The organism is Aeromonas sp. QDB39 (assembly GCF_027707585.1).
Lineage (GTDB): Bacteria > Pseudomonadota > Gammaproteobacteria > Enterobacterales > Aeromonadaceae > Aeromonas > Aeromonas hydrophila.
In genome coordinates, this window is sequence record NZ_JAPCIV010000005.1 from 14,325 (window position 1) to 32,955 (window position 18,631).

An 18,631-nucleotide genomic window follows, 5' to 3' on the forward strand; every position below is an offset into this window, starting at 1 on the left:
ATGCCCAGTAAAAGAAGCATTGAATTGTTAGATAGAATTACCGCTGCCCTGTTTGGGCTGACCATCATCTTTTCTTTTTGTGGCCTGTTTCTGGCCCCTTTCGGCCAGAGTATTCAATCCAATCTGCTGGCCGTGACCGGTATATTCGGTTTGTTGAATTACTTTGTTGGCAAACAACGGGATGTGGGGCTCAAAGATCGTCGCATTCTCTGGGGGCTGCTGGTCTATGCTGCCATGATCTTCGTCAACCGGTTGATCCACGGTGATCAATACGGAGTCATGCGCGGGCTGTTCTATGTCCTCATCTTTGCGCTGATGATGCCGCGCAAGCCGATTCTGTTGATGCTGGGTTATCTGGCCATCGTGCTGGGCGGGATGGGATTGGGTATCCTCAGCATCTGGCAATACCAACACGGCATTGCCAGGGTGGAAGGTTTTACCAATGCCATTCTCTTTTCGCAGGCCGCGCTGACCTTAGTCATTCTCAACTGGTTCGTCTTTCAGCAGGAACGGCTGCCTGGATGGTTGAGGGGGTGGGGGCTGGTTGGTTTGATGGCAGCCCTGTTTGCACTTTATCTCTCCCAGAGCCGGGGGGTCTGGCTCGCCTTCGGGGTCATTCTTGCCTACGTCATCTGCTACAAAGCCTACTTCAAGCCGTGGAAATATGTTGCGGTAGCCATGCTTTGCGTGGCTTCAATTGGAGTTATTTATCATACCAATCAGCTGGTACAGAGCAGGGTTCACTCTGCCGTGTCGGATCTCAAGTTGGTAGAGGAAGGCTCATATGATTCATCTTGGGGCTTGCGCGTTGTGGCATGGCAGAGCGCTTGGCTAGGATTTTTGGATGCACCCTTGGCCGGGGTGGGGACAAATGGGTTTGATGCACTGAAGCGAAGCCAGGCTGAGAGCGGGGTGCTATCTCCATCGATTCTTAGCCCAGAGCTGGCCCATGCCCATAACCAATATATGCAGAATCTGGTGATCCGCGGCAGCATAGGATTTATTGCACTGGTGATCTTTCTTGGTCTGCCGCTCTATCTGGCGGCGAACAATATAAGCAGGATTTCGGCGGGTGTGCTGGTTCCCCTCGCATTTGCCATTAACTCCCTAAGCGATGTGCCGTTTGAGCATCAAGGGGTGCTCTATCTGTACACGCTCAGCCTGGTTTTCATCTGGTTTGCCCATGAGTCTAAAAAGGATACCTGTACGTCATGATTCCGGTTTTGGTCATCAGTTTGGCTCGCAGCGTTGAGCGACGGGCGATGGTTGTTCAGCAGATGGCGCATCTGGGCATAGATTTCGAGTTTGTTGATGCTACCGACGGGAAGGCGCTGAGCAGTGCCGAGCTGGCCAAGGTGGATCTGGAGCTGGCCAAAGAAGTATGTGGCCATGAACTGAGTTTTGGCGAGATTGGCTGCGCCATGAGCCATATCCGAGTTTATGAGCGCATCGTCGCCGAGGGTATTGAGCGCTGCGTGGTGCTTGAGGATGACATCTACCTGCACATGCACAGCAAGGCGATCATCGAGACGATAGTACACTCCTGCCAGTCCGAGATCGTCTTCCTGCATCATGGCAAAGCCAAGCGCTGGCCATTCCTGTCATCCCTGCCCGGTGGCTACCGGCTTGCCAGATACCTGACGCCCAGCCGCTCCTCCAAGCGAGGGGTACTCTCTACCGCTGGGTATGTGCTGACCCTGGCCGGGGCGAAAAAATTATTGCAGTGCGCCTATCCGCTGCGGATGCCCTCCGACTATCTGACCGGCCGCTTGCAGCTCAATGGCCTGTCTGCCTCCGGGGTGGAACCCTGCTGTCTGGATGTAGATCTGTTCACCACCACCATCGATGACAGAGCCTACGGCCACTATCTGAAATAGCACTGGGCGTGCCGGCAGCGGCTGTTGGTTGGCAGCCCTGTCAGCCTTGCCGACGCTGCCGGTCATACATGCTGGATAACCCATGAATCTCAAGACGTTGCTTACCCACTCCATTGCCAGATGGCTGATCGGCAGAGCGCCTGACGCCGCCCCATGCCCCGCCGGGGCGAAGGTGAAGCGGGTACTGGTGGTCGGTTATGACGCCATCGGTGATTTCATTCTCACCCTGCCCGCCATGGCCCGGCTCAGGGAGATCTACCCCGCCGCGCGCCTCGAGCTGGTGTGCAGCCAGCGCAACCAGCTGCTGGCGGCGTCGGTCGTCGGGATCGATGAGTGTCACGTGATCACCCTGAACGACACCCTGTGGCCGGCGAGCATGTGGTGCAAGCTGCGTGAACTCAGGCAACGGCAGTATGACCTGGTGATCAATCTGTTTGACGAGCCCGACGATATCGCCATGGCCAAGTTGCTGTTGCTGGCCAACGGGCGCTTGCAGTCGCTGCCCCTGCGCTTCAAGAGCGACGGGCAGCAGAAGTTGCTGCCGCTGTTCAACCAGAAGGCGACCATAGTGTCATCACGCCCAGTCCGGGATCACTTCGTCTATCGCATGCTCAGCGTGGCAGGTGATGCGGCTGGCGTGCCGGCCACAGTACCGTCACCCTGCAATGAGCAGCTCGATACCAGCGCGTATGGCCGCTATCTGCTGGTCAACCTGACGGGCAGCCAGGTTGGCAACTCGATGACGGAGGCGCAGATCGACGAGATCCTGGCCCAGTTGCCGACCTATCAGGGGATCTCCTACCTGGTATTCTCCAGGCAGCCCGTGGCGTGCCCGAGGCAGGACATGAGAGTGCTGTTTCCCGACACCATTCTCGATGCCGCCAAGATTATCAAGGATGCGCAAGGGGTCATCTCGACCGATACCTCCATCATCCATATCTCCTCTTCCTTCGGGGTGCCCACCCTGGTGTTGATGAACAACGAGCGCTGGCGCGATGCGTTCATTCCGCTGGCGGGTCGCAATATCATCCTGCGCTCGACCACGGACAATCTGGCGGCCCTGTCACCGGCGGAGATCAGCCGCCAGGTCGATGCCCTGATGGCGCTCTAGTCGCGTCAGCCTGTTATCATCCTTTTTCCAACTCAACGGCCCTTCTGGTGGATTCATGTCATTAATCAACGATCTGCAACTCCAGCGTGACATTCTTCGCCGCAAGCTGGGGCAGCTGCTGTTCGATCGCAAGCGGCCGGCCCCGCTGCATGAGCGCAAGGGGAAAATAGTGTTGCTGCGCTGGGATGCCAAGCTTGGCGATGCGATCGTCTCGTCCTGGGTGGCCCGCGAAATCAAGCGCGCCAGCCCGGAGCGGGAAGTGTGGATCGTCACGACTGCTGCCATGGCTCCCCTGTTTCGCGATCATTTCGGCATGGACAAGGTGATAGAGGTGCCCAAGCGGCCGGGTTATGGCCAGCTCAAGCGGCTGGCACACTCGCTGGGGGAGGTGGAGTGTCTGGTGCACTTTGGCAAGATGCTAAAAATGAAGGACATCTACTTCATCAGTCAGGTGAGGGCGGATTGGGTTGCCGGCATGGACGACGCCCTGCAGGCGGTCAACCTCAAGCTGGGCAAGGCTTCCAGCGGCATGCACTTCTCCGACAAGTTCGCCCTGCTGTTGCAGCGGCTCGGCGTGAGTAATCCGGACCAGCAATACATAGTCCCGACCATGAGCCCGCCCGATGCGCTGGCCAGCTGGTGGCCGGCAGAGCCGGTCCTCTGTTTCAACCCGTACGGCAGCGGCAGCTCTCGCCGCCTGCGGCCCGAGCTTATCAGCCAGATGCTTGAGCAGATGCTGGCGGCGGGCTCTTGCGCCATCTGCCTGCTCTATCCGCCGGGTATGGAGGAGGAGGTGACCGGGATCCGGGCCGGCTTGAGCCGACCGGAGCGCCTGCTGCTGTCACCGGATGCGCCCTCGCTGGCCGGGCTGTTCGCCCAGCTGCGCCAGTGTCAGGGGCTGATCTCGGTGGACACGGCGACGGTGCACATCGCCGCCGGGCTGCACAAGCCCATTCTTGGCCTCTACAACCCGGACATAGGGGGCGGCAACGAGAACTTCCTGGAGTGGCACCCCAACTCCCCGTCAGCCACCGTGCTGTTCTCGACCAATACCCGGGAGCAGGATATCAACTCCCTCGACCTGGCCGAGTTCGAGCGTACCTTCAGGGCGTGGCTGCTTGCCAACCAGGCAGCGCTGTCAGCCGTTCAATCACCAGCTCGGGCGTGATGGCGCGCAGCAGGGCTTCGTCGATGAAGTCCTTTTCCGCGTTTTGCGGCAGCTGGAAATCGGGTCCCTTGGCATCGAACACATCGATGGCCTGATAACGGGGATGGTTGACCGGGTTGGCGATGATCTTGTCGCCACCCGGGGCCACTATGGTCAGCAGGGGCAGGTCGATGGCCTGCGCCATGTGGCGGGGGCCGGTGTCATTGCCGACAAACAGCCGGCAGTGGGCGAATAGCCCCACCAATTCCCGTACCGAGCGGGTCTTGATGTGGTCGAAGACGCTGGCTTGCAGGGCGGCGGGCAGCAGCGGTTTCAGGCCGCGGTTGTACTCCTCTTCCCCCGGCCCGCAGTAGATCAGGATCTGGGCGTCGTGCTGCTCGATCAGCCACTGGGCGACCTTGGCAAAGCAGTCGATGGGCCAGCGCTTGTAGTGCCCGAGCGAGTTGACGCCCATGGCGATCAGCGGGCGGCTCAGGTCGACGCCGGCGGCCAGCAGGGCATCCTTTCCTTGTTGTTTCTCTTCTTCACTGAGCCAGAGGTAGTAGTTGCGATCCTCGCTGGCCAGCTTGAGCGGCTTGAGCAGCGAGAAGCGATCGTCAACCAGGGTGCTGTTGCCCTGGAATTCGGTGTCCTTGCGAAAACGCACGATGCGGTTGTGGCCGAGCCGCCAGGGGAAGGAGTCAAACCCGATGCGCAGGCGGGCGCCGGAGAAGAGGCAGCTGAGCAGGCCGATCATCTGGCCCTGGCTGTTGACCACCACATCGTAGCGCTCGCGGCGAATGGCCAGCAGCAGATCCTTCATGTAGCGCCACTGGTTGCGCCTGGCCTTCTCGATGATGATGAGCCGATCGATATTGGGATTGCCCTGCGCCATACCCGCGCAATAATCCATGACCAGATAGTGAACCTCGCCGCTTGGGTCATTCTGCTTGAGGTTGTTGCACAGCGCGGTGGAGATCAGCACATCCCCTATCTGTTTGGTTTGAACTACAAGGTATTTCATAAGGCAGGCCTCAACAGAGGTCATGGTTGATCGTCAGCGTGACAGCATACCGCACAAGTGAGTCAGATGCTGTCGGTGCAACGTGAAAATCCGATCTGGCGCAGGCCGCCAACCGGGCGCGTCGTCAAATGAAAGAAGCCCGTCGTTGACGGGCTTCTTGTATCGATTACTCGATGTTCTGAATTTGCTCGCGCATCTGCTCGATGAGCACCTTCAACTCGACGGCGGACTGGGTCACTTCGGCGTTGATCGACTTGGAACCGAGGGTGTTCGACTCGCGGTTGAACTCCTGCATCATGAAGTCGAGACGACGGCCACAGGCGCCACCCTTCTTCATGATCTTGTTGGTTTCGCTGATGTGCATCTCCAGACGATCCAGCTCTTCGGCTACGTCGATCTTCTGGGCCAGCAGCACGATCTCCTGCTCGATGCGGGCCGGATCCAGCTCCACCTTGGCTTCGGCCAGCCGGTCGGTGAGCTTCTGGCGCTGCCACTCGATAATCTGCGGCAGGTGCACGCGCACCTTCTTCACTTCTACCTGAATGCCCGCCAGACGCTGTTCGATCAGGGCCTTGAGGTTGGCCCCTTCGCTGGCGCGGGAAGCGAGGAAATCTTCCATGGTCAGGTCAAACCCGCCGAGCAGCTCGGTGGCGACCGCATCCATGTCCTGCTCGGCGGCAGCCATCACGCCCGGCCAGCGCAGCACGTCGACCGGGTTGAGTTGGCCCTGGCCCGCCTCTTTCATCACCCAGTTGGCGCTGTCGATGATCAGCTTGGCCAGCTCTTCATTGATGTGTAGCTGGCTGGCAGCGGCTTGGGCGGCCTCAAAGCGCAGGTTGCACTCCACCTTGCCGCGCTGCAGCTTGGCGCGGAAGCGCTCACGCAGAACCGGCTCCAGGCTGCGCAGTTGTTCCGGCAGGCGAATGTAGGTCTCCAGATAGCGCTGGTTGACCGAACGAATTTCCCAAACGGCTGTGCCCCAGTCGCCCTTGAGTTCCTTGCGGGCGTAGGCGGTCATGCTGTGAATCATTGATTGTTCCGGGCTTGATGAAGTGTGGGGCCAGTATACTCAGCCAGCCCTGCTCCGTCAGCCGACAGCGTGGTTTTAGCGGCTGATATTTGGGCTGGGATCACTTATACTCCTGCGCCAATTCAGCCAGCCCAGAGGTCCGTCCCATGTCACGTCCCAGCGATCGCACTGCCGCGCAGCTTCGTCCGGTCACCATTACCCGCCACTTCACCAAGCATGCTGAAGGGTCCGTGCTGGTGGAATTCGGCAACACCCGCGTGCTCTGCACCGCCAGCGTCGACACCAGCGTGCCGCGCTTCCTGAAAGGGAAGAATCAGGGCTGGGTCACTGCCGAATACGGCATGCTGCCGCGCTCCACCCACTCCCGGATGAACCGCGAAGCGGCCTCCGGCAAGCAGAGTGGCCGCACCCTGGAGATCTCCCGGCTGATCGCCCGCTCCCTGCGCGCGGCGGTAGACCTGACCGCGCTGGGCGAGCACTCCATCACAGTTGACTGCGACGTGCTGCAGGCCGATGGCGGCACCCGTACCGCCGCCATCACAGGTGCCTGCGTGGCGCTGGTGGATGCGCTGAACTGGATGGTCGAGAAGGGCATGCTCAAGCAGAGCCCGCTCAAACAGATGATCGCCGCCGTCTCCGTCGGTATGTATGAAGGGGAAGCCATCTGCGATCTGGAGTACATCGAAGACTCCGCCGCCGAGACCGACATGAACGTGGTGATGACCGAGGATGGTCGCATCATCGAGGTGCAGGGCACCGCGGAGGCCGAGCCCTTCACCCATGAAGAGCTGCTGGAGATGCTGGCGCTCGCCAAGGGCGGCATCGCCGACATCATTGCGCTGCAGAAGCAGTCGCTTTCATAATTTTAAAAACGCGGCATTGACCGCGTTTTTTTATACCCCACGAAAGTAAACGACAAGCCAAGCAAGGAGCCAGAATGAAAGCCTACCAGCGTCAATTTATCGAGTTCGCCCTGGAGAAGCAGGTCCTCAAATTCGGTGAATTTACCCTGAAATCCGGTCGTAAAAGCCCCTACTTCTTCAACGCCGGCCTGTTCAACAGCGGCCGCGATCTGGCCCGTCTCGGCCGCTTCTATGCCGCCGCCCTGATGGATGCCGGCATCGCGTTCGACGTGTTGTTTGGCCCGGCCTACAAGGGGATCCCCATCGCTTCCGCCACCGCGGTGCAGCTGGTGGAGCAGTACGACGTGGACGTGCCCTGGTGCTTCAACCGGAAGGAGGCCAAGGATCACGGCGAGGGCGGCAATCTGGTGGGCAGCCCGCTCAAGGGGCGCATCATGCTGGTGGACGACGTCATCACTGCCGGTACCGCCATCCGCGAATCCATGGATCTGATCCAGGCCAACGGTGCCTCCCTGGCTGGCGTACTGATCGCGCTGGACCGTCAGGAGAAGGGCAAGGGCGAGCTCTCCGCTATTCAGGAAGTGGAGCGTGACTACGGCGCCCACATCATCGCCATCATTCAGATGAGCGACCTGATTGCCTATCTGGAAGAGAAGCAGGCCGAGCAGCCGGAGCTGGCAGCGCAACTGGCCGCCATGAAGGCTTACCGCGCCCAGTACGGTATCTGAGTCGCAGTTCACACCGCGCAATAGTTGAAGGCGGCGCCCGTTGGCTCTCTGGTAGCAAACGGGCGCCGTTTTTTTCATCCGCAAAAAGTGGATCATGTGGCTTGAGCTTACCCTTACAGTAAAGGTTAGGGTTTGTTGGTCGGCGCTCATTCTGGCCGACTGGTTCCGGGGAGGAACAACATGACCACTCATCTTCAATCACCCATTCATCTGCAGTTGCCGCTCAGCGGCATGAGCTGCGCCAACTGCGCCGGCCGCATCACGACCGCCCTCAACAAGCTGGAAGGGGTCGAGGCGACCGTCAACTTCGCACTGGAGCAAGCCACCATCGACCTTGCCAGCCCAGATCATTTGCCGGCGGTGCTGGAGAGCATCAAGGCGCAGGGTTACGACTACGGCAGTGAGACCATACTGTTTCAGATCACCGGCATGACCTGTGCCGGTTGCTCGGCCCGCCTGAACAAGATGCTGGCGGCGCTGCCCGGCGTCATCTCTGCCGACGTCAACTTCTCCATCGAGCAGGCCCGTATCGTGCTGGTACCCGGGATGCAGACGCCCGCTGGCCTGCGCGAGCAGATCGAAGCGCTCGGCTTTGGCGCCCAACTGGCGCAGGGCTCAGCCAGCGGCCGCCGCCAGCAGTTGCTGGAGCGGGAAGCGCAGGAGGCCGCCAGCGCCCGTCAGGCGCAAACCCGGGTCATCGTCTCGGCCCTGCTGACCCTGCCGCTGCTGGCGGGCATGCTGGCCATGGCCGGTCTGCTGCCCTGGCATCTGCCCGCCTGGCTGGAGCTGGTGCTCGCCACCCCGGTGCAGTTCTGGATCGGCGCCCGTTTCTATCGCGGTGCCTGGCTCGCCATCAAGAACCGCTCCGCCAACATGGATGTGCTGGTGGCGACCGGTACCAGTGCGGCCTACTTCTACAGCCTCTATCTGCTGCTCAACCTGGGGATGGCCGCCAGCGGCCAGCTCTATTTCGAGGCAAGCGCCATCATCATTACCCTGATTTCCCTCGGCAAGTTGCTGGAAGCCAGGGCCAGACGCAGTACCCAGTCCGCCATTCGCGAACTGATGGCGCTGCGGCCGGAAACGGCCACCGTCTGGCGTGGCGAGAGCTGGCAGAGCGTCGCCATCGACGAGGTGCTGCGCGGCGATCGGCTGCGGGTGCTGGTGGGTGAGCGGGTGCCGGTGGATGGCAGAATCGTGAGCGGCGCCAGCGAGCTGGATGAGTCGATCCTCACCGGCGAGAGCCTGCCGGTGCCCCGTGGCGAGGGTGACAAGGTGCTGGGCGGTGCCATCAACCGCTCCGGCGTGCTGGAGATCGAAGCTACTACGGTGGGAGAGGATTCCAGCCTCAGCAAGATCATCGCACTGGTGGAGAACGCCCAGATGGGCAAGGCGCCGCTGCAACAGCTGGTGGACAAGGTCTCCGCCGTGTTCGTGCCGGTGGTGATGGCCATTGCCCTGTTCACCCTGCTGGTGTGGTACGCCATCAGCAACGACTTCGGTCAGGCGCTGCTGGCGGCGGTGGCCGTGCTGGTGATTGCCTGTCCCTGTGCGCTGGGGCTGGCGACGCCGGCGGCCATCGTCACCGGTACCGGGGTGGCGGCGCGCCACGGCATTCTGATCAAGGATGTCGATACCCTGCAAAAGGCCCATGCCATCAAGGCGCTGATCTTCGACAAGACCGGCACCCTGACCCAGGGCCGGCCGGTACTGGCCAGCTGGAGCGGCAACGACGAGCAACTGCGTCTCGCCGCCGCTCTGCAGCAGGCGAGCGAACACCCGCTGGCGCTGGCCATGCGCGAGGCAGTCGGCAAGGAGGCTACGCTGCCCCAGCCGGAGGCGGTGGAGGTGCGGGTCGGGGCCGGTATTGTCGGTCAGGTCGCCGGTCACATGGTCGCCATCGGCAATGGCTCTTTGCTGGTTCAGCTCGGCATTGAGGTACCACAACAGGATGAACAAGCCGCCGACGGCGCGACCCGGGTCTGGGTGGCCATCGACGGGGTGGTGGCCGGCATAGCCGCACTGGCCGATACCCTGCGCCCCGAGAGCCCGGATGCCATCGCCACCCTGCGCCAGCGCGGCATCGCCAGCTGGCTGGTGAGCGGTGATGCGCCGGCGCCGGTGGCCCATATTGCCGCCAAGCTGGGGCTGGACGGGGCCTTCGACTCGGTGCTGCCGGCCGGCAAGGTGGAGAAAGTGGAGGCGCTGCGGGCGCAAACTCGCGGGCTGGTGGCCATGGTGGGGGACGGGGTGAACGATGCCCCGGCGCTGGCGGCGGCGGATGTCGGCATCGCCATGGGCTCCGGCTCGGACGTGGCGATGGAGACCGCCTCCATCACCCTGATGCGGTCTGACCCGCGGCTGGTGGCCGATGCCATCGACATCTCGGCAGCCACCTGGCGCACCATCCAGCAGAACCTGTTCTGGGCCTTCGTGTTCAACATCATCGGCATTCCGCTGGCGGCGCTGGGTTATCTCAGCCCCGAGTTGGCGGGGGCGGCCATGGCCCTGAGCAGCATCACCGTTTTGAGCAATTCCCTGTTATTGAAACGCTGGCAGCCGCGGGCACTTGCCCAGGTCAGCCACAATGTCAGCACAGAATCGAACCGTTAAGGAGTCATCCATGAACATCAGCAAGGTAGCCAAGGCGACGGGACTGACCGCCAAGACCATTCGCTACTACGAGAGCATCGGCCTCATCTCGGCGCCGGTCCGCAGCGACAACGGCTACCGCAGTTACACCGAGGGGGCGCTGCGCGAGCTGCGCTTCGTCAAGCGGGCGCGGGAGACCGGCTTCAATCTGGAGGAGTGCCAGGAGCTGCTGGCGCTCTATCGGGACGAGCACAGAACCAGCGCTCAGGTAAAGAAGCTGGCACAGGAGAAGATCGTCGATCTGCGCGCCCGCATCGCCGGCTTGCAGGCCATGCTCAGCTCCCTCGAGGGGCTGGTCGGCTGCTGCCACGGGGATGAAAACCCCGAGTGCCCGATCCTCGACGAGCTGGAGCGCGGCTGAGCCGCCTCTGCCGGCAGGCTGAGGCCTGGCATCATCGACTGACTAACCGCTTAATAACGGACGGTTTATTGTTGGCTCCGAAGGGGTAGTGGTAGACTGTGCGGCTCTTGTACAGGGAGTACGCAGTTGACCCAGAGTGTGACACGTCAGGTGAAGCAGGCCATCATGGCCCAGCTCTATACCCACGCCTCATTCAGCCTGCCTTGCCTGGGTCTGCTGGCGCTTGGCTGGAGCCTGCTGTTCCACGACTACCTGCCCGCCGCCGAGGCGCTCGGCTGGCTGGCCGGGGTGTTGCTGCTGCTGATCTGCCGAGGCTGGCACCTGCGCTGGCGTCAGCCCAGGCTGGCGCAGATCCCGCTGCCGGTGCTGGAGCGTGAGCTCTTCATCGGGGTGACCATCACCTCCATCATTTGGGCGCTGGGTGTGCTGCTCTACATGGACAAGCTGCCCGACACCTATCGTGCCGCCATGATGATGCTCTCCAGCCTCATCCTCACCGGCAGCGCCATCATGCTGTTCGGCAGCCGCCGCTCGCTTTACGGCGCCGTCTTGCCGCTCGGGCTGGCCATGCTGTTCGAGCTGGGGGCGGGCAACGAGCAGGAGCGGATCGTCTCCTGCATGCTGGCGGGCTACCTGTTCGTCTTCCTGCCGACCCTGCTGCGCCGCCTGCGGCGGGATAAGGTGGCCTCGCTTTATCACCGTTTCTCCAACGCCGATCTGGTGGCCGAGCTGAAGGCGGTCTCCGAGCACCTCAAGCTTACCTCCCGCTTGGACGGGCTGACCGGCATCGCCAACCGGGCCCACCTCGACTACTGCCTCGAGCGCGCCTGGCGTCGCTGTCACCGGGCCCGGGCGCCGCTGTCGCTGGTGCTGGTGGATGTGGACTACTTCAAGCAATTCAACGACCTCTATGGCCATCAGCTGGGGGACGAGTGTCTGCAGCAGGTGGCGGGTCTGCTGGCCGAGGTGCAGCGGCGCGAGGACGATCTCGCCGCCCGTTACGGCGGGGAGGAGTTCGCCCTGCTGCTGCCCTGTACCAGCATGCAGGGGGCGCTGCAGATCGCCGAGAACGTGCGGGTGGCGCTGAAGGATTTGAGCATTCCCCATCAGAAATCCCTGGTCTCCGGCCGGGTCAGTTGCAGCTTCGGGGTGGCGACCCTGGTGCCGGATCAGAGCCTCTCCATCAGCGAACTGATTCAAAAAGCGGATGCGGCCCTCTACCAGGCCAAGCATAATGGGCGGGATCGTATCGAAGTAGCCTTGATGGGTAAGGTTGCCTGAGTTTCACAAGACAGATTAAAGAGGTCGTCTATGCAATGTCATCGTATCGAAGAGCTGCTGGAGTTGTTGCAGCCTGCCTGGATCAAGGAACAGGATCTCAGCCTGGTGCAGTTTGTTGCCAAACTGGCCAAGGAAGCGGGATTTGAAGGTCCTCTGTCCGAGCTGACCGACGACATGCTGATCTATCACCTCAAGATGCGGGAATCCGACAAGCAGGCGATGATCCCCGGCCTGGCCAAGGACCACGTGCCCGACTTCAAGGAAGCCCTGCTCAAGGCCCGCGGTATCAAGTAAAGATTGCTCCAGCTGGAGCCTTTATTGGTGTTCAAAAGAATCTCTCAAAAAGGCGTTTCGTCAACTGGCGATACGTCTTTTTTGTTGCTTGAAATTGCGACGCCACTCGAACATTAGATACATTTTACCCACACAATTAGCAGGCTGTTTAAGATATAATCCGCTCCATAACAATTAATGAGTGGAGCGAAGTGTTGCAATGGCCGACCAGGACAAGATCGATATCAAGGATGTCACCGGCGATGTAACGGGGACATACAACCCCAATACCTTCAAAGCGAGCGATGACAGGTTCAATCCCGGCAACCGCATCTACGTGAGGGCCCAGACCGGCTACTGGCAGCGGGTGCGCAAGGCCATGGGCTGGTTCTTCGTGGTGCTCTTCGTCGCCATTCCCTGGTTGCGCTATGACGGTCGCCAGGCCGTGCTGTTCGATATCGGTCACCAGCAGTTCCACATCTTCGGTGCCACCATCTGGCCGCAGGACCTGACCCTGCTGGCCTGGATCTTCATGATTGCCGCCTTCGGGCTCTTCTTCGTGACCACCTTCCTCGGTCGGGTCTGGTGTGGCTATCTCTGCCCGCAGACGGTGTGGACCTTCATGTTCATCTGGTTCGAAGAGAAGCTGGAAGGGGCGGCCAACAAGCGCCGCAAGCTGGACGCCTCGCCCTGGAACGCCGAGAAGCTGGCCCGCAAGGGGGCCAAGCATCTGGCCTGGATCCTGCTGTCGCTGGGTACCGGCCTCACCTTCGTCGCCTACTTCCAGGATGTGTTCCAGCTGGTGCCGGACTTCTTCACCCTGCAGGCCAGTGGCTGGGTCATCTTCTGGGTGGTGCTGTTCGCCGCCTGTACCTACGGCAACGCCGGCTGGATGCGCGCCATCATGTGCATTCACATGTGCCCGTATGCTCGCTTCCAGTCCGCCATGTTCGACAAGGACACCTTCATCGTCGGCTATGACGCCAAGCGCGGTGAGACCCGTGGTGCCCGTGCCCGCAAGGCCGATCCCAAGGCGCTGGGGCTGGGGGACTGCATCGACTGCGACCTCTGCGTGCAGGTCTGCCCGACCGGCATCGACATCCGCGACGGCCTGCAATACGAGTGCATCAACTGCGGTGCCTGCGTCGATGCCTGCGATCAGACCATGGAGCGGATGGGCTATCCGAAGGGGCTCATCAGCTACACTACCGAGCACAAGCTGGCCAACGACTCCACCCACGTGGCGCGGCCCAAGCTGATTGGCTATGGCCTGGTGATGGCGGTGATGCTGGGGGTGTTCGTCTACAACGCCATGTCCATCATGCCGATGGGGCTCGATATCCTGCGGGATCGCAACCAGCTGTTCCGCGAGAACAGCGAGGGGCTCATCGAGAACACCTACACCCTCAAGATCCTCAACAAGACCCTGCATCCCCAGACCTATCAGCTGGATGTGGAGGGGCTGCCGGAGCACGAATGGTTCGGCCCGCGCGAGGTGACCTTGAAGGCGGGCGAGATCTTCACCCTGCCGGTGAGCGTAGCGGTCGACCCCTTCAATCTGAAGAAGCCGACCCTGGACATCCGCTTCGTGCTGAAACGCGAAGGGGCGGCCGCAGACGACAGCAAGGGGATCCTGCGCCAGCCCAGCAAGTTCATCAGCCGGCTGTGACCGTCGCCACCATGGCCGGTTTTAGCCGGTCATCGGGCGCGGCAATGATAAGCAGTAGTGATAGAATGGGGCGCAACGGCGCCCCTTTCTCATGGTGGATGACATGCGTTTCAACTATTCCGACCTCAATCCCGATCTCATCATGGATGCGCTGGACCTCAGCGGCCTGCGTATCGACTCCGGTCTCATCGAACTCAACAGCTACGAAAACCGGGTCTACCAGTTTCAGGATGAAGATCGTCGCCGCTACGTGGTGAAGTTCTACCGTCCCGGTCGCTGGAGCCGGGCACAGATCCTCGAAGAGCACGACTTCGCCGCCCGCCTCAATGAGGCGGAGATCCCGGTTGCCGCTCCCATCGCCTTTGCCGGTGAGACCCTGCTGGAGCATCAGGGCTACCCCTTCGCCATCTGGCAGAGCGTGGGGGGCCGCCAGTTCGAGGTGGACAACCTCGACCAGCTGGAGTGGGTGGGGCGCTACCTTGGCCGCATCCACCAGATAGGTGCCAGCCGTCCCTTCCACCACAGAGTCCGGCTCGATGTGGAGAGCATGCTGCACGAACCGCGTCAGCTGCTGGCGTCCGGCGAGTGGCTGCCGAGCGGGCTGGCCAAGTCCTTCTTCGGGGTACTGGACGAGCTGATCAAGCATGTCAGTGACGCCATGACCCTGGACGTGGCCCAGATCTCCCTGCATGGCGACTGCCACCCGGGCAACATCCTCTGGCGCGACGGCCCCATGTTCGTCGATCTCGATGACTGTCGCAGCGGCCCCGCCATCCAGGATCTCTGGATGATGCTGAGCGGCGAGCGGCACGAGCAGCTGATCCAGCTCGATACCCTGTTGGCGGGCTATGAAGAATTCATGGAGTTCGACCCGCGCGAACTGGCGCTGATCGAGCCGCTGCGGGCCATGCGCATCGTTCACTACATGGCCTGGCTGGCCCGGCGCTGGGAAGACCCCGCCTTCCCGCGCCACTTCCCCTGGTTCAACACCGATCACTACTGGCGCCAGCAGATCGCGACCCTGCACGACCAGCTGGAAGCGCTCAAGGCACCGCCCCTGACGCTGACGCCTGGCTGGTGATGAGGGAAAGAGAGCGGGCGGCAGACGGGACTCGCGCACCCAGCTTGACCATTGACTGCGCAGTGGTGACGCAATAGGCTTGGCACTGCTTCGGTTCGCCGGGCGTGCCTCACAGTGATCCCTTAACAGGAAACGTCATGAAAAAAGTACTATTTTTCCTTGCTGCCATGCTGATGATCCCCATGGTTCACGCCGCCCCCGAATTCAAGGAAGGCGTCAACTACGATGTGGTCAAACAGACCGGTAGCGCCCAACCGGAAGTGCTGGAGTTCTTCTCCTACTACTGCCCCCACTGCGCCAAGTTCGAGCCGATTGCCGAGGATCTGAAGAAGAACCTGCCGGAAGGCGTGCCGATGAAGAAAAACCCGGTGGCCTTCCTGGGCCGCGAGATGGGTCCGGAGATGCAGCGTGCCTACGCCGTTGCCAGCCTGCTGAACGTTGAAGGCAAGCTGACCCCGGCCATCTTTGACAAGATCCACACCCAGCGTCAGTACCCGCAGAGCCGTACCGACGTGAAGCAGATCTTCGTGGACAACGGCGTGCCGGCCGAGGAGTTCGACGGTGCCGTCGACAGCTTCGCCGTCTCCGGCATGGTCTCCCAGTTTGACCGTAACACCGAGAGCTACAATATCCGCGGTGTGCCGGCCTTCCTGGTCAACGGCAAGTACATGGTGAAGATCGAATCCATTACTTCCCAGGAACAGTTCAACCAGCTGGTGAAATTCCTGCTGGCCAAGAAAGACTGATCCCGCCAGACCCGATGAAAAAAGCCCGCCGGTGCAAACCGGCGGGCTTTTTGTTTGCCTCAGATTGGCCGAAGTCAGACCCCGACGTGGAACGCCTGCTTGAGGTTGCGGATGAAGTCCGCATCCCGGCACAGGGTCTTGCCGGGGCTGTCGGAGATCTTGGCGACCGGGCCGCCGTTGCACTCCATCAGCTTGAAGACGATGTTCATCGGGCTGACGCCGGGCAGATCGCAGGTGAGCTTGGTGCCGATGCCGAAGCTGGTGTTGATGCGACCACGGAAGTGGCGGAACAACTCGACCGCCTTGTCGAGGTTGAGGCCATCGGAGAACACCAGCGTCTTCTCGGTGGGATCGATGCCGAGCCGCTGATAGTGGCTGATGGCCTTCTCGCCCCACACCACGGGATCGCCGGAGTCGTGGCGCAAGCCCTGGTAGCGGCTGGCCAGCTCGAAGTCGAAGTCGCGCAGGAAGGCATCCATGGTGATGCAGTCGGTGAGCGCGATGCCGAGGTGATTGGTGAACTCATCCAGCCAGCTGGTGAGGGCGGCCCGCTGGCTGTGCTCGAGCGGGAAGCCGAGCTGCTGGTGGGCCTGGAACCACTCGTGGGCCTGGGTGCCCACTGCCGGCAGGCCGTATTTCTGGGCCAGCAGGTAGTTGCTGGTGCCGCGAAACGCCGGCAGCCGCTCCTTGAGACGACCCACCACCGCATCCTGCACCGCGAGGGAGAAACGGCGCCGGGTACCGAAGTCGATGAGGTTGAATTCGTTCATCTCTTCCCGGCTCAGCTCCCGCTCCAGCTTGTCGATCTTCTGATCGAGCCGCTCCAGCGCCTGAGTGACACCGAACTGGGGATAGCGGAAGCGGTTGCGCATCTCGCTGATGATGGCGAGCACCGGGATCTCCCACAGGATCACGTCCTGCCAGGGGCCCTCGACCCGCACGTTGATGCGGCCGTCCTGCTCGAACACCTTGAGCAGGGAGGCATCCAGCGGCTTGCGGCGCAGGTGGTCGAGGTAATCGGCGGTAAAGAAGGGGCGCTCGGCCAGGAAGTTGAGCTCGGGCCTGGTCAGCCGCAGCGAGCCGGCGAGGTGCAGCTGCTCCTCGATCTGGCCCATCATGGGCAGCAGATCCTCTTCGTTGCGGCTGTGGAACTCGGCCACCACCTCGGCATCCGGATAGCGATGGAACACCGCCTGCTGCATGTGCAGCTTGTAAGCATCTGTATCGAGCAGGCTGTTGAGTATGGGTGGCATATCAGACTCCCCGCAGGCGGGTGAACGCAAGAGCGCTCCCCTGCCGCTTTTGTAGATTGCAGACGCCGGTATCGGGCAGGCTGATGAGAATGAGGGGCATATCAGGCGTCCAGCAGGCGTTGTACATCGATCAGGCTCTGGGCGAGTTCGGCGCCGGCCTCGATCATCTGGGTGTGGGCGCTGGCAACTGTCTCGGGGGCGATACCACGACAGGCATCGAGATGGACGATCACCCGGAAGCCGGCGCGGCGCAGCTGTAGCACGCTGGTCTTGACGCAGTAGTCGGTGGCAAGGCCGCCGGCCAGCACGGTAGTGACGCCGCGGGCGTGCAGAAACTCGATGAGTCCGGTGCTGCGGCGCTCGGCCAGATCGTGGAAGCAGGTGCCGTAGGGGTGCAGATCCGGCTCGACCCCCTTCCAGACGAAGAAGTCGTAATCGACCGGGGCTGGCAGGCCGTCGAGCAGTTCGAAACCGCGGGTACCCGGCACGCAGTGCACCGGCCAGGTGAGGTCGGCATTGGGCAAGTCCAGCGGCAGCAACATGCCGGCGGGATCGCTGACAGCCCAGGCGGCGTTGGCGGGATGCGAATCCTTGCTGCCGATCCGCAGGCTGGCGAGGGTGGCCTGAGCGTTGAGCGCAGCCACAATATCATCCCCGCCCGTGACGGGCAGTTCGTTCGGGCAGAGGGGGGTAAAGCCCTTCTGCGCATCAATATCCAGGCTGGCGACGGTTCCCATGGAGTGGCTCCTGCACATACTATTCGTGTGATATTATCTACCAAACATTAATCGAAGGCGAGCAGGGCGATCGGCATGTTGAGAATGAGTCTGGATATGGTGGTGCTGCGGTTGAACGAGGAGGGGCTCGAGCTGCTGCTTGAGACCCGTGATCGCCCGCCCTTTGCCCACTGCTGGCAACTGCCGGCGCTGCGCATCGACGAGACCCGGGATCGGGATCTGGACGCGGCTCGCCATCGCCTGCTGACCGAGTGGGGGCTGGGTCACTGCTACAGCGAGCAGGTCTGCACCCTCGGCAACCTGGAGCGGGATCCCCGTGGCTGGTCCACCACCCTGGTCTATCTCTGTCTGGTGGACTCCGAGGTCGAGGCCGTGCACGGCTGCTGGCACCCGCTCTGTGACCTGCCGGGGCTCAGCCTCGCCTTCGACCACACCCAGCTGATCGCCCGGGGGCTGGAGCGGCTGCGGATCAAGAGCCGCTACAGCACCTTGCCGCTGCAACTGCTGGGGGCCGAGTTCACCCTCTCCGAGGTGCAACGGGCCTTCGAGATCATCCTGCAGACGCCGATGAACACGGCGGCCTTTCGCAAGCGGATCCACCGCGCCGGCATCCTGGTGGATACCGGCCGCAAGCGTACCGGCAAGCAGCGCCCCGCCATCCTCTACCGGATGGAGAGCCCCTGCTGCGTGATGTTCGATCAGGTGATGAACGGAGCGGAAGCATGAGTGGCGCAGGCGTGCACAAGGTATTGGTGAGTGCCTGCCTGCTGGGCCCATGTTCGTTGCGCTACGATGGCC

Annotated in this window: 18 protein-coding genes; 14 read left to right on the forward strand and 4 right to left on the reverse strand. The window is 61.8% G+C overall.

Annotated features, from left to right (window positions below):
* From PG899_RS04010 to PG899_RS04025, 4 genes are all read left to right on the forward strand, one after another.
* The gene (locus PG899_RS04010; RefSeq protein ID WP_077096309.1) at window positions 1-1,215 is read left to right on the forward strand and encodes an O-antigen ligase family protein; all 1,215 of its coding nucleotides are present in this window, start codon (window positions 1-3) and stop codon (window positions 1,213-1,215) included.
* The gene (locus PG899_RS04015; RefSeq protein ID WP_077096276.1) at window positions 1,212-1,877 is read left to right on the forward strand and encodes a glycosyltransferase family 25 protein; all 666 of its coding nucleotides are present in this window, start codon (window positions 1,212-1,214) and stop codon (window positions 1,875-1,877) included. Before PG899_RS04010 ends, PG899_RS04015 begins: the two co-directional genes overlap by 4 nt.
* An 82-nt stretch (window positions 1,878-1,959) precedes the next feature.
* Complete coding sequence (locus PG899_RS04020; RefSeq protein ID WP_179101419.1) at window positions 1,960-2,988, forward strand: glycosyltransferase family 9 protein; 1,029 nt, start codon at window positions 1,960-1,962, stop codon at window positions 2,986-2,988.
* Window positions 2,989-3,043: 55 nt separating this feature from the next.
* The gene (locus PG899_RS04025; RefSeq protein ID WP_077096277.1) at window positions 3,044-4,156 is read left to right on the forward strand and encodes a glycosyltransferase family 9 protein; all 1,113 of its coding nucleotides are present in this window, start codon (window positions 3,044-3,046) and stop codon (window positions 4,154-4,156) included.
* Here the strand turns inward: PG899_RS04025 and PG899_RS04030 are convergent.
* Window positions 4,092-5,159, reverse strand: a complete 1,068-nt coding sequence (locus PG899_RS04030; protein ID WP_077096278.1) for a glycosyltransferase family 9 protein — start codon at window positions 5,157-5,159, stop codon at window positions 4,092-4,094. The genes PG899_RS04025 and PG899_RS04030 overlap by 65 nt on opposite strands.
* Before the next feature lie 166 nt (window positions 5,160-5,325).
* Window positions 5,326-6,189 (reverse strand): YicC/YloC family endoribonuclease, encoded by an 864-nt coding sequence (locus PG899_RS04035; protein ID WP_011707879.1) that lies wholly within the window; start codon window positions 6,187-6,189, stop codon window positions 5,326-5,328.
* A 146-nt stretch (window positions 6,190-6,335) separates the two neighbouring features.
* On the opposite strand from PG899_RS04035, the gene rph reads away from it, so the two are divergent.
* The 9 genes from rph to PG899_RS04080 all read left to right on the forward strand — a co-directional run bounded on the left by rph (window position 6,336) and on the right by PG899_RS04080 (window position 15,843).
* The gene (rph, locus tag PG899_RS04040) at window positions 6,336-7,052 is read left to right on the forward strand and encodes a ribonuclease PH (protein ID WP_024945517.1); all 717 of its coding nucleotides are present in this window, start codon (window positions 6,336-6,338) and stop codon (window positions 7,050-7,052) included.
* Window positions 7,053-7,126: 74 nt separating this feature from the next.
* Window positions 7,127-7,780: an orotate phosphoribosyltransferase gene (pyrE, locus tag PG899_RS04045; protein WP_077096279.1), complete on the forward strand. Its 654-nt coding sequence runs from the start codon at window positions 7,127-7,129 to the stop codon at window positions 7,778-7,780.
* Window positions 7,781-7,960: 180 nt separating this feature from the next.
* Window positions 7,961-10,393, forward strand: coding sequence for a heavy metal translocating P-type ATPase (locus PG899_RS04050; protein ID WP_190283828.1), 2,433 nt, complete (start codon window positions 7,961-7,963; stop codon window positions 10,391-10,393).
* 10 nt (window positions 10,394-10,403) lie between these two features.
* A complete protein-coding gene (gene cueR / locus PG899_RS04055) occupies window positions 10,404-10,793 on the forward strand; it encodes a Cu(I)-responsive transcriptional regulator (RefSeq protein ID WP_010635698.1) in 390 nt (129 codons plus the stop codon).
* Between the two features lie 126 nt (window positions 10,794-10,919).
* Entirely contained in the window at window positions 10,920-12,074 is a 1,155-nt protein-coding gene (locus tag PG899_RS04060) for a GGDEF domain-containing protein (protein WP_179101420.1), read from the forward strand.
* Between the two features lie 30 nt (window positions 12,075-12,104).
* Entirely contained in the window at window positions 12,105-12,368 is a 264-nt protein-coding gene (locus PG899_RS04065; protein WP_026457260.1) for a YihD family protein, read from the forward strand.
* A 199-nt stretch (window positions 12,369-12,567) separates the two neighbouring features.
* Window positions 12,568-14,016, forward strand: coding sequence for a cytochrome c oxidase accessory protein CcoG (ccoG, locus tag PG899_RS04070; protein ID WP_016352365.1), 1,449 nt, complete (start codon window positions 12,568-12,570; stop codon window positions 14,014-14,016).
* Between the two features lie 91 nt (window positions 14,017-14,107).
* A complete protein-coding gene (locus tag PG899_RS04075) occupies window positions 14,108-15,097 on the forward strand; it encodes a serine/threonine protein kinase (protein ID WP_017409685.1) in 990 nt (329 codons plus the stop codon).
* Window positions 15,098-15,234: 137 nt separating this feature from the next.
* Window positions 15,235-15,843 carry a thiol:disulfide interchange protein DsbA/DsbL gene (locus PG899_RS04080; RefSeq protein WP_043126077.1) on the forward strand — a complete coding sequence of 203 codons (609 nt, stop codon included), beginning with the start codon at window positions 15,235-15,237 and terminating at the stop codon, window positions 15,841-15,843.
* A 74-nt stretch (window positions 15,844-15,917) separates the two neighbouring features.
* Here PG899_RS04080 and pncB read toward each other — a convergent pair whose 3' ends face one another.
* Window positions 15,918-17,096, reverse strand: a complete 1,179-nt coding sequence (gene pncB, locus PG899_RS04085) for a nicotinate phosphoribosyltransferase (RefSeq protein ID WP_011707868.1) — start codon at window positions 17,094-17,096, stop codon at window positions 15,918-15,920.
* A 101-nt stretch (window positions 17,097-17,197) separates the two neighbouring features.
* The gene (locus PG899_RS04090) at window positions 17,198-17,833 is read right to left on the reverse strand and encodes a nicotinamidase (RefSeq protein WP_077096281.1); all 636 of its coding nucleotides are present in this window, start codon (window positions 17,831-17,833) and stop codon (window positions 17,198-17,200) included.
* Between the two features lie 75 nt (window positions 17,834-17,908).
* On the opposite strand from PG899_RS04090, the gene PG899_RS04095 reads away from it, so the two are divergent.
* Window positions 17,909-18,559 (forward strand): NUDIX hydrolase, encoded by a 651-nt coding sequence (locus tag PG899_RS04095; RefSeq protein ID WP_077096282.1) that lies wholly within the window; start codon window positions 17,909-17,911, stop codon window positions 18,557-18,559.
* Window positions 18,560-18,631: the final 72 nt, after the last annotated feature.

Bases quoted from the DNA above. Each gene is read 5' to 3' on its own strand.
- PG899_RS04095 (WP_077096282.1), top strand. From the start codon at position 17,909: ATGTTGAGAATGAGTCTGGATATGGTGGTGCTGCGGTTGAACGAGGAG.
- pyrE (WP_077096279.1), top strand. From the start codon at position 7,127: ATGAAAGCCTACCAGCGTCAATTTATCGAGTTCGCCCTGGAGAAGCAG.
- PG899_RS04090 (WP_077096281.1), bottom strand. From the start codon at position 17,833: ATGGGAACCGTCGCCAGCCTGGATATTGATGCGCAGAAGGGCTTTACC.
- ccoG (WP_016352365.1), top strand. From the start codon at position 12,568: ATGGCCGACCAGGACAAGATCGATATCAAGGATGTCACCGGCGATGTA.
- PG899_RS04010 (WP_077096309.1), top strand. From the start codon at position 1: ATGCCCAGTAAAAGAAGCATTGAATTGTTAGATAGAATTACCGCTGCC.
- PG899_RS04030 (WP_077096278.1), bottom strand. From the start codon at position 5,159: ATGAAATACCTTGTAGTTCAAACCAAACAGATAGGGGATGTGCTGATC.
- PG899_RS04035 (WP_011707879.1), bottom strand. From the start codon at position 6,189: ATGATTCACAGCATGACCGCCTACGCCCGCAAGGAACTCAAGGGCGAC.
- rph (WP_024945517.1), top strand. From the start codon at position 6,336: ATGTCACGTCCCAGCGATCGCACTGCCGCGCAGCTTCGTCCGGTCACC.
- PG899_RS04075 (WP_017409685.1), top strand. From the start codon at position 14,108: ATGGTGGATGACATGCGTTTCAACTATTCCGACCTCAATCCCGATCTC.
- PG899_RS04080 (WP_043126077.1), top strand. From the start codon at position 15,235: ATGAAAAAAGTACTATTTTTCCTTGCTGCCATGCTGATGATCCCCATG.
- cueR (WP_010635698.1), top strand. From the start codon at position 10,404: ATGAACATCAGCAAGGTAGCCAAGGCGACGGGACTGACCGCCAAGACC.
- PG899_RS04020 (WP_179101419.1), top strand. From the start codon at position 1,960: ATGAATCTCAAGACGTTGCTTACCCACTCCATTGCCAGATGGCTGATC.
- PG899_RS04025 (WP_077096277.1), top strand. From the start codon at position 3,044: ATGTCATTAATCAACGATCTGCAACTCCAGCGTGACATTCTTCGCCGC.
- PG899_RS04015 (WP_077096276.1), top strand. From the start codon at position 1,212: ATGATTCCGGTTTTGGTCATCAGTTTGGCTCGCAGCGTTGAGCGACGG.
- pncB (WP_011707868.1), bottom strand. From the start codon at position 17,096: ATGCCACCCATACTCAACAGCCTGCTCGATACAGATGCTTACAAGCTG.
- PG899_RS04050 (WP_190283828.1), top strand. From the start codon at position 7,961: ATGACCACTCATCTTCAATCACCCATTCATCTGCAGTTGCCGCTCAGC.
- PG899_RS04065 (WP_026457260.1), top strand. From the start codon at position 12,105: ATGCAATGTCATCGTATCGAAGAGCTGCTGGAGTTGTTGCAGCCTGCC.